Below are 17,021 nucleotides of genomic sequence, written 5' to 3'. Positions count from 1 at the left end.
GCGACAACCGCCGACCACCTGAACCGGGAACTGCCACCATGAACCTCAAGAACCTCGGAATCCGTACCAAGCTCATGGGTGGCTTCGGCCTCGTGCTGGCGATTGCGCTGCTGCAAAGCCTCATGTCCATGCAGCAGCTGCAATCGGTCAACGACAAGTCGTCCCAGCTTGCACGCGACTGGCTGCCAAGCAGCCAAGCGCTTGGTGCCATCAACGCCGATCTTGCGGAGTTCCGCGTGGTGCGGCTGCAACTCACCATGGTCGATGACGCGAGCAAGGTGTCGGCAGTCGAGCAGGAGATGAACAGGCTGCAGGAGCACCTGCAAGCCCAGATCGCCGAATATCGAAAGCACCCTCATCCGCCAGACGAGCAAGCGCTGCTGAAGGACGTCGAAAGCCAGGTCAACAACTACGTCGCGGTCGGGCCTCGGCTCATCAAGGCCATGCGCGAGATGAACACCGCCGAGGCCAGGGCGATCCTCACCGGCGACGGTCGCCAGTCCTACGAAGCCGCCAAAGGCGGCGTGGAGAAGCTGCTGAAACTCAACGCCCGCGGTGCGACGCAGGCCAGCGAAGAGGCCACCGCCATCTATACCAGGGCCCGCACGCTCATCATCGCCAGCCTGGCGGCGATGATCATGCTGGGCTTGGGCATTGGATGGTTGGTGTCGCGGGACGTCAAACGGGCGACCGATGAAGCGGTTCACTGCGCAGATCGCATGGCCGAGGGTGACCTCAGCCACACGGTGGCCCACGATCGAAGTGACGAGATGGGTCACCTTCTGAGATCACTGGCCACGATGCAGACCAATCTGCGCAAGATCGTGACCGGCGTGCGTCAGAACGCCGAAGGCGTGGCCACCGCCAGCGCCGAGATCTCGGCCGGCAACCATGACCTGTCGAGCCGCACCGAGCAGCAAGCGAGCGCCCTCGAAGAAACCGCCGCCTCGATGGAAGAGCTGGGCAGCACGGTCAAGCAGAACGCCGACAACGCCCGCCAGGCCAACCAGTTGGCGATGAGTGCGTCGACCGTGGCCGTCTCCGGAGGCGAGGTGGTCGACCGCGTGGTCGAAACCATGAAGGGCATCAACGAATCGTCGCGCCGCATCGCCGACATCATCGGCACCATCGACGGCATCGCGTTCCAGACCAACATCCTCGCGTTGAACGCCGCGGTGGAAGCCGCGCGTGCCGGCGAACAAGGCCGAGGCTTCGCAGTGGTGGCCTCGGAAGTGCGCAGCCTGGCGCAACGAAGTGCCGAAGCCGCCAAGGAAATCAAGAGCCTCATCTCCACCAGCGTGGAGCGTGTGGAACAAGGCACGACCCTGGTCGACCAGGCCGGCACCACCATGCAGGAAGTGGTGGCCTCGATCAAGCGCGTGACCGACATCATGGGCGAGATCAGCGCCGCCAGCACCGAGCAGTCGGCCGGCGTGGCGCAGGTCGGCGAAGCCGTGGCCCAGATGGACCAGGCCACGCAGCAGAATGCCGCACTGGTGGAAGAAAGCGCCGCCGCCGCCGAAAGCCTCAAGGGCCAGGCCCGCAAGCTGGTCGACGCGGTGGCCGTCTTCAAGCTCGACGCCGGCGAAGCCGCGCGCAGTGGCGCGGCCGTCAGCCCCGTGGCCCCGGCAGCTGTCAAGCCGGTGGCCAGCAGTGCCCCGGCCAAGCCCTACGACTCCAAGACCAACGACCACAAGCCCGCCGCCAAGCCCGCCGAGTCGAAGCCGATGGCACCACCCGCCAAGCCAGCCGCCCCGGTGGCCGCCGCCCCGGCGCCGACCCCCCACCCTGCGCCTGCCGTGGCGCCGGCGCCGGTACCTGCCACCGCCAAGGCTGCAGCCGACGACGACTGGGAAACCTTCTGACGCCGGCAAGACCACCCCGACCCACGGCCCGTGACGACCTCACGGGCCGTTTGCTTTCCAAGGCTGTGGAAATGCACCGTCGGGAGGTGGCTTTTGCACGAATTGAACACGACCGGTGCCCAACAGAATGCCTACAAGCGGGCGTGTGCACGCCGATATTCCCCCTGAACCTCGGCATTCCCGCCCCACAGCGTCACCAGGAGCCCCTCATGCGCGCACATCTCGTCCGTACCGCCGCCCTCATCGCCGCCGGCCTGGCCCTCGGCCTGCCGGCCTCAGCCAAGGAAGGCAACGCCACCGCCGCCGAAGCCACCGCCATGGTCAAGAAGGGCGTGGCCTTCATCAAGTCCAGCGGCAAGGAGAAGGGCTACGCCGAAATCTCCAACAAGGCCGGCCAGTTCAACGACCGAGACCTCTACCTCGTGGTCTACGGCCTCGACGGCACGGTGCATGCACACGGCGCCAACGAAAAGATGATCGGCAAGAACCTGATCGACCTCAAGGACGTGGACGGCAAGGCCTTCGTCAAGGAGCGTGTCGAGCTGGCCCAGAGCAAGGGCACCTTCTGGCAGGACTACAAGTTCACCAACCCGGTCACCAAGAAGATCGAGCCCAAGAGCATGTACTGCGAGAAGCTCAACGACGCCGTGGTCTGCGGCGGCATCTACAAGTAACCCTACCGGCACGCGTTTCCCGCGGTACTGCACATGAATCTCGGTAAGAAGCTGCTGGCAGCGCCATTGCTGACCGTCGCGGTGGTGTTGTCGGTGGGTGCCCTGGGCACCGTGCTGCAAAGCCGGTCGGCGGCGGAGAACCAGGCGTTGTTCAAGAACGACATGGAGAGCTTCCGCACCGTCACGAGCGTGCAGGACCAGCTCGCCCAGTCGCACGCAGGCGTCTACAAGACGGTGGCGCTGATGGCCTCGCTCGACGACGCCAAGGTGAAAGCCTTCCGCACCGGCCTGGCCAACCAGCTGGCCGGCATGAAGCGCACGCTGTCGGCGGTGGCTGACGGTGCCGGGGCCGATGAAGGCCTGCGCGCCGACGTGGCCGCGCTGTCGGCGCAGATCGACAAGTACGGCAAGCTCGCCGACTCGGCGATCGACCTCGCCACCGTCGACCCCAACACCGGCATCGCCGCGATGCAGAACGCCGACGTCAGCTTCGCCGCGATGACGGGCGCCATGGGCTCCCTCGTCGCGAAGATGGAGGCGTCGAGCAGCGCCCAGATGGACGCCGCCGCCGCCCGCGCCACCCGCCACAGCCTGCTGCTGGGCTTGCTCGCCTTCCTCGCCTGCCTGGGCGCGGTGGGCGCCGCCTGGTGGATGCAACGCCGCGTGGTGCAGGACCTGCGCCGCGCCGTGGGCGTGGCCACCGACGTGGCCCAAGGCAACCTCTGCGCCGACGCCAGCAGCGACCGCCGCGACGAAGTGGGCGACCTGATGCGCTCGCTCGGCACGATGACGCAGCAGCTCAGCCGCTCGCTGCAGACGGTGCAGCAGTCGTCGTCGCAGATCCAGAACGCCAGCACCGAGATCGCCTCGGGCAACCAAGACCTCTCGGTGCGCACCGAGCAAACGGCCGGCAATCTGCAGAAGGCCGCCAGCTCGATGGAGCAACTGACCGGCACCGTACGCCAGAGCGCCGACTCGGCGCGCCAGGCCAACCAGCTCGCTGCCTCGGCCGCCGAAGTGGCGCAGCGCGGCGGCTCGGTGGTGTCGCAGGTGGTCTCGACGATGGACGAGATCAACGCGAGTTCCAAGAAGATCGCCGACATCATCGGCGTGATCGACGGCATCGCCTTCCAGACCAACATCCTTGCGCTCAACGCCGCGGTGGAAGCCGCGCGGGCCGGCGAGCAGGGCCGCGGCTTCGCGGTGGTGGCGAGCGAGGTGCGCTCGCTGGCCGGCCGTTCGGCCGAGGCCGCCAAAGAGATCAAGAGCCTGATCGGCGCGAGCGTCGAGAAGGTGGAGGCCGGTTCGCGCCTCGTCGCCGACGCCGGCGCCACCATGAGCGAGATCGTCGGTTCGGTGCAGCGCGTGAGCGACATCATCGGTGAGATCAGCAGCGCCGCTTCAGAGCAAAGCCAAGGCATCGGGCAGGTCAACGATGCCGTCACCCAACTGGACCAGATGACGCAGCAGAACGCCGCGCTCGTCGAGCAATCGGCGGCCTCCGCCGAGAGCCTCGAAGAGCAGGCGCGCCAGCTCGCCCACGTGGTTTCGACTTTTCAACTTCGCCGCTAGATCGGGGCCTCAACGTGCTTCATCAACTCAGCTTCAAACGCAAGATCGGCCTGCTGGTCGGTGTGTCCGTGCTCGGCATCATGGCGCTCGCCGCCATGTCGGTGATGGTGCTGCGCCACCACGTCGAAGAAGGCCGGCGCGCGCAGCTCGTCTCGGCCGTGCAGACGGCGCACCAGATCGTCGCGGCCTACCAGGGCCTGGCCGCGGCCGGCAAGATGCCGGCCGAAGAGGCCCAGAAGGCCGCCAAGGAAGCGCTTCGCCTCGCCCGCTACGGCGGTGCCGACGGCAAGGCCGACTATTTCTACATCTGGGCCCTCGACGGTACCGGTGTCATGCACCCGATCAAGCCCGAGTGGGCCGGCCAGCCGATGCTCGGCAAGGTGAAAGACGGTGCCGGCAACGACGTGATCAAGTCCTTGATCGAGGGCGTGAACGCCAGCAAGACCGGCAACGCCTTCGTGCCCACGATGTTCCCGCGGCCCGGCCAGACCGAGCCGGTCGAGAAGCTGCAGTACGTGGCGAAGATCGAGGGCTGGAACTGGCTCGTCGGCTCCGGGCTGTACATGGAAGACGCCAACCAGGTGGCCCGCGCGGCGGTGCTCAGCAACGTGGCGGTCAGCCTGGTGCTGCTGGTGATCATCGGCGGTGCCGGCTACGGCGTGGCGCGCAGCGTGCTGCGCCAGATCGGCGGGGAGCCCGAGGAAGCGCTCGCGGCCATGGCCGAGGTCGCGCAGGGCAACCTCAAGGTGCAGGTCAAGGCGGCCGCGCCCGGCAGCGTGATGGACGGGCTGCAGCGCATGGTGCAATCGCTGCGCCAGACGGTGACGCAGGTCCGCCAGTCGACCGACAGCATCTCCACCGCCAGCACCGAGATCGCCAGCGGCAACCAGGACCTCTCCGCACGCACCGAGCAGACCGCCTCCAACCTGCAGCAGGCGGCCAGCTCGATGGAGCAGCTCAACGGCACCGTCAAGCAAAGCGCCGACTCCGCACGGCAGGCCAATCAGCTCGCCGCCTCGGCCGCCGAAGTGGCCCGCCGTGGCGGAACGGTGGTCGCGCAGGTCGTGACCACGATGGAGGAGATCAACGCCAGCTCCAAGAAGATCAGCGACATCATCGGCGTGATCGACGGCATCGCCTTCCAGACCAACATCCTCGCCTTGAACGCCGCGGTGGAAGCCGCGCGTGCGGGCGAACAGGGCCGCGGCTTTGCCGTCGTGGCGTCTGAAGTGCGCAGCCTCGCCGGCCGCTCCGCGGAAGCCGCCAAGGAGATCAAGAGCCTGATCGGCGCGAGCGTCGAGAAGGTGGAAACCGGCACGCGCCTGGTGGCCGATGCCGGCTCGACGATGGGCGAGATCGTGGGCTCGGTGCAGCGCGTGAGCGACATCATCGGCGAGATCAGCGCCGCCGCCTCGGAGCAGAGCGACGGCATCGGCCAGGTCAACGCCGCCGTCACCCAGCTCGACCAGATGACGCAGCAGAACGCCGCCCTGGTGGAAGAAAGCGCCGCCGCCGCCGAAGCCCTGAAGGAACAGGCCCATCGCCTGGCGCACGTGGTGAGCTCGTTCAAGCTCGACGGCCCCGCGAGCGACGCCCGACCGGCCGCCACGCTGGCACCGCCCAAACCGGCCCCGAGCGTGAAGGCCCCGCCGGCCGCCGCGAAGCCGGCGCCCACGCTGCCTGCGGCCCAGGCGCCCACACCAGCCCCCGTGCCTGCCGCGAAGGCGAGCACGCCCAAGCCGGTGGAGGCCAGCCGCCCCGCCCCCAGCCCCGCGCCGGCGCCGGCGCCCGCGCCAGCCCCCGCTGTCGCCACCAGCGCCGCCACCAGCGACGACTGGGAAACCTTCTGAGCGCGTCGGCGCCCGAAAAAGCGGGCGCTTTCCACACTCATCCACCCTTCAGTTCCGGCGCCCCGCGCCGATAGTGATAGCAGAGCCGCCGCACCGCGGCGATACCGAGAGGACACCCCATGGACATGATTCACGAAGCAGCCCACGTCGCCCGCCACGAAGCGACCCGCGCCGCCCTGGCGGCTCAGTCGGGCAGCGAGTACCTCACCTTCCGCCTCGGCGCCGAGGAATACGGCATCGACATCCTGAAGGTGCAGGAGATCCGCTCCTACGAAGTGCCCACCCGCATCGCCAACGCGCCCCAGTTCGTCAAGGGTGTGGTGAACCTGCGCGGCGTGATCGTGCCGATCGTGGACCTGCGCCTGAAGCTCGGCTGCGAGACCGCCGAGTACAACAGCTTCACCGTCGTGATCGTGCTGAACGTCAAGGGCCGCGTGGTCGGCGCCGTCGTCGACTCGGTCTCCGACGTGCTCGAACTCTCGGCCGAGTCGATCAAGCCGGCCCCGGAAATGGCCTCGGCCGTCGACACCAGCTTCATCACCGGCATCAGCAGCGTCAACGACCGCATGCTGATCATGATGGACATCGAATCGCTGATGGCCAGCCCCGACATGGGCCTGATGGACGCGTCGCACTGATTCGCAGTCCGCCTGCTCAGCCTCGGGCGGTGATGACCTCACCGCCCTTTTTCATTTCTGCCTCGCTCTCTCATTCCCAGACCATGAGCCTGAACAACATTTCCGTGACCCGCAAGCTGTGGGGTGCCATCCTGCTGCTGCTCGCCGCCATGCTGACCATCGCGATGCTGGCCGCCTCCCAGGCCGCTTCGGTGCAGGCCGAATCGGCCCGCCAGATCGCCCTCGTGCACGACCTCATCGAACGCTCGGCCGTGTGGAAGGGCCTGACCGACACCGCCGTCACGCGCGGCATGGCCAACGTCATCAGCAGCGACCCGGCCGTCGGCGAGCTCTTCAAGGACAACCTGGAAAACGACACCAAGAAGATCACCGCCATCCGCGTCGAGATCGCCAAGGCCGCAACCTCGGACGAAGACAAGGCCGCGATGAAGAACGTCGCCGAGAAGGGTGCCGTGCTGGTGGCCGCCAGCAAGAAGGCCACCGAGAGCTCGTGACCGCTGGCGACCGCGCCGCAGTGACGTCGCACGTGAAGGGCGAGTACGCGCAGACGGCCGCCGCCTACCTCGCCGCGATCGACGCCTTCGTCGCGCTGCAGCGCCAGAAGGGCGAGCAGGCCCTGGCCAATGGCGCCCAGGCGCGCCAGCGCATCCTGCTCGCCGGCTTCGGCGGCGCGGTGCTCGTGATCGCACTCGGCATGCTCGTCGCCGCCACGCTCGTGCGCAGCATCCGCCAGCCGCTGCAGGAATCCATCCGCGTGGCTGGTGCCATCGCCGAGGGCGACCTGACGCAAAGCATCTCGACGACGCGCCGCGACGAGTTTGGCTCGCTGATGCGTGCGCTGCAGCACATGAACGAATCGCTGGGCCGCGTGGTCGGCAACGTGCGTGCGTCGACCGACAGCATCAGCACCGCCTCGGCCGAGATTGCCACCGGCAATACCGACCTCTCCTCGCGCACCGAGCAGACCGCGAGCAACCTGCAGCAGGCCGCCAGCTCAATGGAGCAGCTGACCGGCACCGTGCGCCAGAGCGCCGACTCCGCCCGCCAGGCCAATCAGCTCGCCTCGTCGGCCGCCGAAGTGGCGCAGCGTGGCGGCAGCGTCGTGGCCCAGGTCGTCTCGACGATGGACGAGATCAATGCTTCGTCGAAGAAGATCAGCGACATCATCGGCGTGATCGACGGCATCGCTTTCCAGACCAACATCCTCGCGTTGAACGCTGCCGTGGAGGCGGCGCGTGCCGGCGAGCAGGGCCGCGGCTTCGCGGTCGTGGCCGGCGAGGTGCGCTCGCTCGCGCAGCGCAGCGCCGAAGCGGCCCGCGAGATCAAGGGCCTGATCGGCAGCTCGGTCGACAAGGTCGAGGCCGGCTCACGCCTGGTGGCCGACGCCGGCGCCACGATGAACGAGATCGTGGGCTCGGTGCAGCGCGTGACCGACATCATTGGCGAGATCACCGCTGCTTCCAGCGAGCAGAGCGATGGCATCGGGCAGATCAACTCTGCGGTGACGCAGCTCGATCAGATGACGCAGCAGAACGCGGCGCTGGTCGAAGAGTCGGCGGCGGCGGCGGAGTCGCTGCGGGAGCAGGCGCACCGGTTGGCGGAGGTGGTGTCGGTGTTTAGGGTTGGGGGGCGCTGAGCGCATTGGCTTTTGTCACTGCGTGGCGGCTTGCCGGGTCTCGCCCCGGCGGGCGAGTCACTTTGGTGTTCGCATAACTTCGCTGCGCGACGTGAGCGACCCCCGCTGCGCGAACATTTGTCGCGCCAAATGAAAGTAACCAAAGCAAAGGCGCTCTCCATTTGGCCGTGCCATATGGCTACAGGCCTCGGCCGATGAGGCACCTTTCTACATCGGACCTCCGCACACATGCTGGACCACCGAGCCACTCGGCTCGCTAACGCATCGCCTCAACTGCGGGGCGCTGCGCGCCCGCCCCTCCAGCACGAGGCGAAGCGAGTCGAGAGTGTGATGCCCGCGAAGCGGGCGGCTGTATCCCGGGGCCCTTGAGAGCCGTCGAGCAGCGCAGGGCTTTGTGGGGCGCGCGATAGCGCGCTTCGTGAACTGACTTCGGGCAGCTGTCTGAACGTAGCGAGCGAAGCTCGCGAAGTGAGTTCTGCCCGACCCACAAAGACCGAGCAGCGCAGAGAAGTCCGCCCTAGGCGGACCGAGCGAACGGGGTGCCCTTTCTTTTGCCTTCTTTTCTTTGGGCAAGCAAAGAAAAGAAGGTCGCCCGCCGGGGCGAAACCCCGGCAAACCTACTCCGCCGCCGCCCGCCTTAACGTCTCCACCACCGGCCGCCGCAGCACCTCCCTCAACCCCCACCACCCCGCCCCCAGCGCCAGCAGCGCACCCGCCGCCCCGCCCGCCAGCGGCACCCACGGCGACGCATTCCAGCTGAACTGGAATGCATACCGCGCGAGCGCCCAGCCGACCGCCATTGCGGCGATCGACGCCAGCACCCCCCGCGAGTGCCCCCACCCCCAGCAGCTCGGCCCGCTGCACCTGCGCCAGCAGCTTGCCGCTCGCCCCCAGCGCCCGCATCACCGCGAACTCCCGCGCCCGCGCCTCGCGCGTGGCCGTGACCGCAGCAAAGAGCACCACCAACCCCGCCGCCAGCGTGAAGGTGAAGAGGAACTCGACCGCACGCACCACCTGGTCGAGCACGGCCTGGATCTGGCCGATCGAGGCCGAGACGTCGACATTGGTGATGTTGGGGAAGTCGCGGCTCAGCGCGTTGTCGAAGCCCGGCGTGGCCGGCGCGCGAAACGCGGCGATGTAGGTCGCCGGCACGTCGACCATCTGCGCGCTCGGGAACATCACGAAGAAGTTGGCCCGCATCGAGCCCCAGTCGACCTTGCGCAGGCTGGTGATGCGGCCCTCGACCATCTGGCCGGCGATGTCGAAGCGCAGCGTGTCGCCGAGCGAGAGCCGCAGCGTCTCGGCCAGGCCCTGCTCGACACTCAGCGCGCCCTTCTCCTCGCTCACCCAGCGACCCTGCGTCACGTTGTTGTGCGACGGCGGCGTGGCGCTGTGGCTCAGGTTGAACTCGCGGTCGAGCAGGCGCTTGGCACGTTCGTCGGTGTAGTCGTCGAGGTTGGCCGGCTTGCCATTGATGGCCACCAGCCGGCCGCGGATCATCGGGTACCAGTCGAACTTGGGCACACCGCCTTCGCGCAACCGGGCCTGGAACGCATCGCCCTGGTCGGGCTGGATGTTGATGACGAAGCGGTTGGGCGCATCGGGCGGTGTGGCCTGGCGCCAGCTCGAGATGAGGTCGGTGCGCAGCAGCACGAGCAGCACCAGCGCGAGCAGCCCCACGCTCAATGCCGAGACCTGCAGCACCGCAAACGCCGGGCGTGCCGCGATCTGGCGCGTGGCGAGCACCAGCCAGCGCGGCGCACCCGCCTCGGGCACCGCGCGGCGCAGGACCTGTACCGCGCCCCACGACAGCAGCGCAAACACCGCCACCGCCCCCGCGAACCCGCCCACCGCGATCAGCCCCAGCTGCAGGTCGGACGACACCGCCAGCAGCAGCGCCACGAAGCCCGCCGCCCCCGCGCCGAGCACGATCAGCGAGGCCGGCTTGAGCGCCCCGACGTCGCGGCGGATCACCCGCAGCGGCGGTACCTGCGACAGCTGCAGGACCGGCGGCAGGCCGAAGCCCATCAACAGCGTGAAGCCGACCCCCACGCCGAAGAGCGCGGGCCAGACGGTCGGCAGCGGCAGCGTGGCGCTCACCAGGCCCGACAGCAGCCACACGAAGACGTAGTGCACGCCGAAGCCGATCGCCACCCCCGCGAGGCTCGCAGCCAGGCCGACCATCGTGAACTCGATCAGGTACTGCAGCGCGATGGTGCGCTGCGCCTGCCCGAGCACGCGCAGCATGGCGCAGTCGTCGAGGTGGCGCTCGGCGAAGTCGCGTGCCGCGATGCCCACGGCCACCGCCGCCAGCAGCGCGGCCAGCAGCGCCACCAGGTTGAGGAATTTCTCGGCGCGGTCGAGCGTCTGGCGCATCTCGGGGCGGCCGGTTTCCAGCGACTCGACGCGCACGCCGCGCACCGTGCGGCCCTTCACCTGCTCGTCGGCCCAGCGCACGAATTCGCGCAGTGGCGCTTCGTTCGCGCCCGGCGCGGCCACGGCCATGCGGTAGGTGACACGGCTGGCGGGTTGGATGAGCGCGGTCGCGGCGAGGTCGGCCTCGTGGAGCATCACCCGTGGCGCAAAGGCCATGAAACCCGCACCGCGGTCAGGCTCGACCACGATCACCGCGCCGACCTTGAGCGTGGCGTCGCCCAGGAGCAGCTCGTCGCCGATCTGCAGCAGCAGCGAGTCGAGCAAGGGCGCATCGACCCACACCGTGCCACGCGCCGGCCCGTGCGTCACCGTCTCCTCGGGCCCGCCGGGCGACTGCACCACGCGCAGCGCGCCCCGCAGCGGGTACTCGTCGCTCACGCTCTTGACCGAGACCAGGCGTGAGTTGCCGCCCTTCTCGTCGCTCGCGCGCCCCATGCTCGGGAAGGCCGCAGTGGTGGCCACCTTGAGCCCGAGCGCCTGCGCCTTCTGGGTGAACACCGGCGGCAGCGGCTGGTCGCTCGCGACGATGGCGTCGCCGCCCAGCAACTGGCGCGCATCACGCGCCAGGCCGTGGTTGAGGCGGTCGGCAAAGAAGCCCACCGCGGTGAGGGCGGCGACCGCCAGCGTCACCGCCACCAGCAGCAGCCGCAACTCGCCGGCGCGAAAGTCGCGCGCCAGCTGACGCCACGCAAGTTGCCACAGGGAAGCCTTGAACTGCACGGACATGCTGATCTCCATCGAGGTCAGCACCTTACCCGATGCAGTGCAAGGTGTCGGACACCACGGTCTTCAACCTCACCGCACCGCTGGCGCCGTGATGGGCCGGCTCACAGGCGCTTCTTGAGCACGACGATCGCGGCCGCCAGTTCGTGCGCGGCCGGCTGGCCTGGAGCGATGGCCTCGTCGGGCTGCACGCCCACCGCGTGGATGCGCACACCCGACGGCGATTCCCAGTGCCCGCTGGTGAACTTCACCGCGCCCAGGCCTTGCAAGGGCGTGATCGTCTGGATCGAGCCGCGGCCGAAGGTGGTGCGACCGACGACGGCTGCGCGCCGGTGATCCTTCAGCGCAGCGGTCACGATCTCGGCCCCGGCCGCGGTGCCGCCATCCACCAGCACCACCATCGGCCCCTCGCGCAGCGCGGGCGGCAGCGGCTTCAGCGGGTCTTTCCAGCCACCGCCCGTCCGGTAGTCCGACGGCACGGCGAGGAAGGTCTGGTTGGCCTGCTCCGTGCGGCCGCTGATCTTGGCCACCATGGCCCGCTCGGGCAGGAAGAGCGCGGCCAGCCCGATCGCCTGCTGCACGACCCCGCCGGTGTTGCCGCGCAGGTCGAGCACCAGGCCCCGCCAGGGTTGCTGCACCCACTGTTCGCCGAGCCGGCGGCCCAGTTCGTCGAGCAGCCCGTCGCTGAACACCGGCACCGCCAGCACGGCCACACCGGGCTCCGGGCGCGTGAGGCTCCACGTGCGCCGCGTGACGATCTGGCGCTCGATCTCCAGCTCGACCGGCTGGGGCGCAAACTCGCGCAGCAGGCGCAGGCGCAGCTTGCTGCCCACGGGGCCGCGCAGCATGCCCACCACGTCGCGCAGGTTCAGCTCGCCCAGCGCCTTGCCGTCGATCGCGAGCAGCACGTCGCCGGCCTTGACACCGGCCACGTCGGCCGGCTGGCCCGCGATCGGCATCACCACCGTCTGGTAGCCGCGCCGGGCCACCTCCACACCGATGCCGGCGGGCCCGCCCTGGGCCCCGCTGCGAAAGGCCTTGAACTCCTCTTCGGTGAAGTATTCGCCGCCTTCGGGATCGGCCTCGCGCACCATGCCGCGAATGGCGCCGATCAGCAGCTTGTCACCGCCGGTCGGTTCGGCCAGCGAGGTCTTGAGCAGGTCGTACACCATCGCCAGCGCCCGCATCTGCTCGGTGGGCAGGGGCTCGGCCGGGCGGCCACTTTGTGCCACCACGAGCGTGGCACTGCACATCAGCACCGCACCCAGCAGGACAAGGCGATGAAGGGGCTGGAGAGGACGAGGGGTCATGGGGTGACGCTGAAGCGGACGACGCTGTGCACTTTAGGGCAGCGGGCCGTGCGCCCCGCGAGGGCTGAACACAGCATGCAAATTCCCAGAACCGCCGCCCGGGGGGCAGGTGCTTCAATGAACCGCATGGACACGCGAACTTTCCCAGCCCTCTTCCTCTCGCACGGCTCGCCGATGCTGGCCCTGGAGCCCGGTGCCACCGGCCCCTTCCTGCAGCGGCTCGGGCCGGCGATTGCCGAGCGCTTCGGCGTGCCGCGCGCCATCCTCGCCGTCTCGGCGCACAGCCTCGCGCGAGAGCCGGTGCTGCTGGCCGGGGCGCAGCACCACGCGGTGCACGACTTCGGCGGCTTCCCGGACGCGCTCTACCAACTGCGCTACGACAGCCCCGGCGCGCCCGAACTCGCCGCGCAGGTTCAGCAGCGCCTGGCTGCCGCCGGCTGGCCGGTGCACCGCGTCGACCAAGGCGGCCTCGACCACGGCATCTGGACCATGCTGCGCTTCATGTTCCCCGCGGCCGACATCCCGGTGCTGCCGCTCGCCTGGGTGCCGACGCTGCCGCCGGCGCAGCAGTTCGCCCTCGGCGAGGCGCTGGCCGCGCTGCGCCACGAGGGTGTGCTGGTGATGGGCACCGGCAGCATCACGCACAACCTGCGCCGGCTCTTCGGCGCCCGGCGGCCCGCGCTCGACGCCCCCGAAGCGGCCGACAGCGCGGCCTTCCGCGGCTGGATGCACGAGCGCGCCCAGGCGCGCGACTGGGAGGCCCTCTTCGCCTACCGGCAACAGGCACCGCACGCGCCGGAGATGCACCCGACCGACGAGCACCTGCTGCCCTGGTACGTGGCGGCCGGCGCGGGCGGGCGCGAGGCGGCGCCGCAGCGCCTGCACGAGGCCGTGACCTACGGGAGCCTGGGGATGGACGCCTACGCGTTCGGCACCGAAGCGGCGGGCCTCGCGGCCTGAGCCGCCGGCCTGCGGCCGATGGGTGGCCTTGAAGCTGCTGCGGCTACTGCGCCGTGGCCGACGCCGCACTCGCCGCCGACGCCACCCGCGTCGCCGCCGCTTCGCGGTAGCGCCGGGCCAGCACGGTCGCGCCGTCGGTCGAACGCTTGAGCGCGGCGCGCAGCGTGGCGAGCTCGCCGTGGCGCGCGGTTTCGTGCAGGCGCGCGAGCGACTGCGCGAGTGCGTTGCAGCTCCACGCATCGGCCTGGGAAGCGACGGCCATCTGGGCCAGCGCATCGCGCTCCTCGGCCGCAGCGGCCACCCGTTCGGCCGGCCAACCGGCCCGCTCACCGATGCTCGCGGCCAAGGCCGCTTCGGCGGTGGTGCTGCCGCGCCGGGCCAGCACCTCGGCCACCGCCGCGCACACCTGCTGGCGGTTGGCATCTCGCACTTCGCGCGCACCGCAGTGCTGGCTGGCTGCCACCAGCGGCAGCTCGGCACGCGTGTCGAGCTTCGCCAGCTCGGTGGCCAGGGCAAGGCGCGACACCAGGTCGGCCTCGGGCGGCAGCTTGGCCAGCACCGCCGCCACCAGCGCACCGGGGCGGGCATCCGACTTGGCGGCCTGCGACACCCGGTACATCGCTTCGGCCACCGCCGGCTCGTCGCGGCGCATCTTGGCGTCGGCCGCCACCTGCAGCCAAGCCATCGCGTTGCCCGGTTCCAGGCGTGCCCATTGGTCGGCCGACAGCAGGCGACAGGCGCCTTCGGTGCGCTGCGACTGGCAGGCCCGCATCGCCCAGGCGTAGACCTGCGGCGTGCCCCTGAAGGCCGCAAGCGAGGCCAGCTCATCACGCGCACGCTCGGCGCCCCCGTCGAGAAGCCCATCGGGCACGCCACCGTCATCAAGCACCACCATCAGCAGGCCGGCGGCACGCTGCGTGTCGTCCTGGCTGCCGAGCAGGATGGGCAGCGCCTGCAGGCGTGCACGCTGTGCGGCACTCTGGATGGGCGCCATGTCGCGCGGGCGGCCACTCTCATCGGCCTTCACGCGGCCGTGGCCGCAGAGTTCGGTCTCGTCGGCTGCCAGCGCGGGTGCGGCCGGCGGCGGTGCCACCAGCGCGGCGCTCATCGCCGTCACGCCTTGCTGCGACAGCTGGGCGTCGTCCATGCTGGCCAGCATCTCCACCTTGTGCGGGTGGGCCAGGTCTTCGACCGTGGTCTCTTCGGCCTGTGGCGCATGCGCCAGGCCCGCCTCCACCGCCTGCCAGACCAGCACGCCCAGCACCAGCACCACCAGCCCCGCACCAAGCCAGCGCATGCGCGCTGTCACCGTGCCGCCTTCACCTCGTGCGTCTTCGCCTTGTGCGTCTTCGTTGTTGTTCACAAGCCCCCCTCTGCAATCGCTTCCTTGACCGCCGACACCTGCCGGCGCGAGACCACCAACCATTCGTCGACCGGCGCAACGCGCACCACCCAGCCTTCGGCCGCGTCTTCTTCTCCCTCGGCCGCAAGCACACGCCGTTCCAGTGCCCGCAGCGCCTTGCGCGCCACCAGCGCATTGCGGTGGATGCGCAGGAAGCGATCACCCAGGCGTTGTTCGAGGTCGGTGAGGGCGTCGTCGAGCACGTGGGTGTGGGTGGCGGTGCGCAGCGTCACGTACTTCAGCTCGGCCTTGAGGTAGAGCACCTCGGACACCGGCACCCGCACCTTGCGCCCGAGTTCACTCACCACGATCACCGGCTCGTCGCCCGGCTCGGCCGGCCGTGCGCCGGCCTGGCCCTGGCCGAGGCGCTGCGCCACCCGCTGCAACGCGGCCTGCAGCCGCTCACGTCGCACGGGCTTGGTGAGGTAGTCGACCGCATCGAGGTCGAAGGCCTGCAGCGCATGCTCGGCGTGCGCCGTCACGAACACGATCGCCGGCGGCTGGGGCAGCTGCTTCACACGCGCCGCGAGCTGCGTGCCGTCGAGGCCGGGCATGTGGATGTCGAGCAGCACCAGGTCGCAGCGGTGGTCGGCCAGCCAGACGAGCGCCTGGCTCGCATTGGCCGCCTCGCCCGCCACCTGGGCCTTGGGCGATGGGCAGTCGTGGACCAGCCCGCGCAGGCGCAGGCGGGCCAGCTCTTCGTCGTCGACGATCAGCACCTTCAGGTCTTCGCTCATAGCGGCACCACGATCTGCACGCGGAAAAAGTCTTTGTCGAGCCGCGTCTCGAACTGCGCCGCCACGTCGTGCATCAGGCGCAGGCGCTCGCGCACGTTGCGCAGCGCCATGCCGTTGCCCGGCCGCGAAGGCTGCTGGGGCAGCGTGTTGACGATGCTCACCACCGCATGCGCACGCTTGACCCGCGTGCGGATGCGGATCACGCCGCCATCGGGCGCCGGCTCCACGCCGTGGCGCACCGCGTTCTCGACCAGCGGCTGCAGCAGGAGCGGCGGCACGCGTGCGGAGCCGGCGTCTTCGTCCAGCTCCCAGCTCACCTGCAGGCGGTCGCCGAAACGCACCTGCTCGATGGCCAGGTAACGCTGCGCGAGCGACACCTCCTCGGCCAGCGTGACCGAGGCACCGCTGTCGCTGAGCGCCACGCGAAAGAGCTCGGCCAGGTCTTCGAGCAGCCCTTCGGTGCGCGCCGGGTCGAGCCGCGCGAGCGTGATCGCGGTGTTGAGCGTGTTGAAGAGGAAGTGCGGGCGGATGCGCGACTGCAGCTCGGCCAGGCGCGCCGTGGTGTCGGCCGGCAGCCGCGCCCGCGCCCGCAAGGTGAGCCAATAGAACATGGCCGCCGCGAGCAACGCGCCCGCCATCACCGGCGGCACCCACGCAAAACGGCTCCCCGCCGGGCTCAGGCCGCCCGCCGCCTGCAGGCCCCAGCCGAAGGCACCGCTGGCAGCCCCCAGCAGCAAGGCTGCCGCCCACTGCCCCACCACCGGCAGCGGCGCCAGCAGCCGCTTGAGCACGCAGGCGAGCACCAGCCACAGCAGCAGGCCCGGCAGGGCGATGCTCGCCGCCACCGCGACGAGCGTGAGCCACGAGGGCAGATCGCTGGCACCGAAGCTCACCGCCACGGCCAGCGTGACGTGAACGAAGAGCAGCGCGCGCAGCACCACGCCCACGTGGCACACATCGAAGGCCGAGCCGGCGCCGCGCAGGCTCTTCGCTCCAGGCTCGTAAGGGCCGAAGCCGGTGGGCCCGAAGAGGCTGCTGCTGGAGCTGCTGGCAGGGTCTTGTGGCCCGGCACCCTCGGCCCCTGCGCGGGCCGGGTGGCTCGGCGCATTCGAGGCGTCTGTCGGGCGGGGTTGGGGCATGGTCGGGTGGGGTGGCCGAATAGAATCGGCCGCTCTACTCTGGCGGATGGCTTGACGTCGGCGCGGGGCCCCGCGCCGT

Annotated in this window: 12 protein-coding genes and 1 pseudogene; 8 read left to right on the top strand and 5 right to left on the bottom strand. The window is 69.8% G+C overall.

Annotation, left to right across the window (positions count from 1 at the left end):
- The first annotated feature begins 38 nt into the window (after positions 1-38).
- The 7 genes from LRS03_RS26650 to LRS03_RS25200 all read left to right on the top strand — a co-directional run bounded on the left by LRS03_RS26650 (position 39) and on the right by LRS03_RS25200 (position 8,235).
- Positions 39-1,865: a methyl-accepting chemotaxis protein gene (locus LRS03_RS26650; protein ID WP_308296467.1), complete on the top strand. Its 1,827-nt coding sequence runs from the start codon at positions 39-41 to the stop codon at positions 1,863-1,865.
- A gap of 209 nt (positions 1,866-2,074) precedes the next feature.
- On the top strand, positions 2,075-2,539 hold the full coding sequence (locus LRS03_RS25230) for a cache domain-containing protein (protein ID WP_257829011.1): 465 nt from the start codon (positions 2,075-2,077) through the stop codon (positions 2,537-2,539).
- Positions 2,540-2,572: 33 nt separating this feature from the next.
- Entirely contained in the window at positions 2,573-4,111 is a 1,539-nt protein-coding gene (locus LRS03_RS25225; RefSeq protein WP_257829009.1) for a methyl-accepting chemotaxis protein, read from the top strand.
- A gap of 80 nt (positions 4,112-4,191) precedes the next feature.
- Complete coding sequence (locus LRS03_RS26645) at positions 4,192-5,961, top strand: methyl-accepting chemotaxis protein (protein ID WP_374685114.1); 1,770 nt, start codon at positions 4,192-4,194, stop codon at positions 5,959-5,961.
- A gap of 119 nt (positions 5,962-6,080) precedes the next feature.
- Positions 6,081-6,599 carry a chemotaxis protein CheW gene (locus LRS03_RS25210; protein ID WP_257829008.1) on the top strand — a complete coding sequence of 173 codons (519 nt, stop codon included), beginning with the start codon at positions 6,081-6,083 and terminating at the stop codon, positions 6,597-6,599.
- Positions 6,600-6,682: 83 nt separating this feature from the next.
- A complete protein-coding gene (locus tag LRS03_RS25205) occupies positions 6,683-7,093 on the top strand; it encodes an MCP four helix bundle domain-containing protein (protein ID WP_257829007.1) in 411 nt (136 codons plus the stop codon).
- Positions 7,090-8,235 (top strand): methyl-accepting chemotaxis protein, encoded by a 1,146-nt coding sequence (locus LRS03_RS25200; RefSeq protein ID WP_308296464.1) that lies wholly within the window; start codon positions 7,090-7,092, stop codon positions 8,233-8,235. The genes LRS03_RS25205 and LRS03_RS25200 overlap by 4 nt, the downstream gene beginning before the upstream one ends.
- 617 nt (positions 8,236-8,852) lie before the next feature.
- Here LRS03_RS25200 and LRS03_RS25195 read toward each other — a convergent pair.
- Together LRS03_RS25195 and LRS03_RS25190 are read right to left on the bottom strand one after the other, a co-directional pair.
- Positions 8,853-11,397: pseudogene (locus LRS03_RS25195) on the bottom strand (ABC transporter permease).
- Between the two features lie 101 nt (positions 11,398-11,498).
- A complete protein-coding gene (locus LRS03_RS25190) occupies positions 11,499-12,704 on the bottom strand; it encodes a S41 family peptidase (protein WP_257829005.1) in 1,206 nt (401 codons plus the stop codon).
- 126 nt (positions 12,705-12,830) lie between these two features.
- Between LRS03_RS25190 and LRS03_RS25185 the strand changes: the two genes are divergently transcribed.
- Positions 12,831-13,664, top strand: coding sequence for a dioxygenase family protein (locus LRS03_RS25185; RefSeq protein ID WP_257829003.1), 834 nt, complete (start codon positions 12,831-12,833; stop codon positions 13,662-13,664).
- Between the two features lie 43 nt (positions 13,665-13,707).
- Here LRS03_RS25185 and LRS03_RS25180 read toward each other — a convergent pair whose 3' ends face one another.
- From LRS03_RS25180 to LRS03_RS25170, 3 genes are read right to left on the bottom strand one after another with little or no spacing between them, the layout of a single operon-like run.
- The gene (locus LRS03_RS25180) at positions 13,708-15,027 is read right to left on the bottom strand and encodes a hypothetical protein (protein ID WP_257829002.1); all 1,320 of its coding nucleotides are present in this window, start codon (positions 15,025-15,027) and stop codon (positions 13,708-13,710) included.
- Positions 15,024-15,803 carry a LytR/AlgR family response regulator transcription factor gene (locus LRS03_RS25175; protein ID WP_257828995.1) on the bottom strand — a complete coding sequence of 260 codons (780 nt, stop codon included), beginning with the start codon at positions 15,801-15,803 and terminating at the stop codon, positions 15,024-15,026. Before LRS03_RS25175 ends, LRS03_RS25180 begins: the two co-directional genes overlap by 4 nt.
- A complete protein-coding gene (locus tag LRS03_RS25170; protein WP_257828993.1) occupies positions 15,800-16,942 on the bottom strand; it encodes a sensor histidine kinase in 1,143 nt (380 codons plus the stop codon). The genes LRS03_RS25175 and LRS03_RS25170 overlap by 4 nt, the downstream gene beginning before the upstream one ends.
- Positions 16,943-17,021: the final 79 nt, after the last annotated feature.

Source organism: Rhizobacter sp. J219 (assembly GCF_024700055.1).
Lineage (GTDB): Bacteria > Pseudomonadota > Gammaproteobacteria > Burkholderiales > Burkholderiaceae_C > Rhizobacter.
This window is presented reverse-complemented; position numbering and strand designations above follow the sequence as displayed.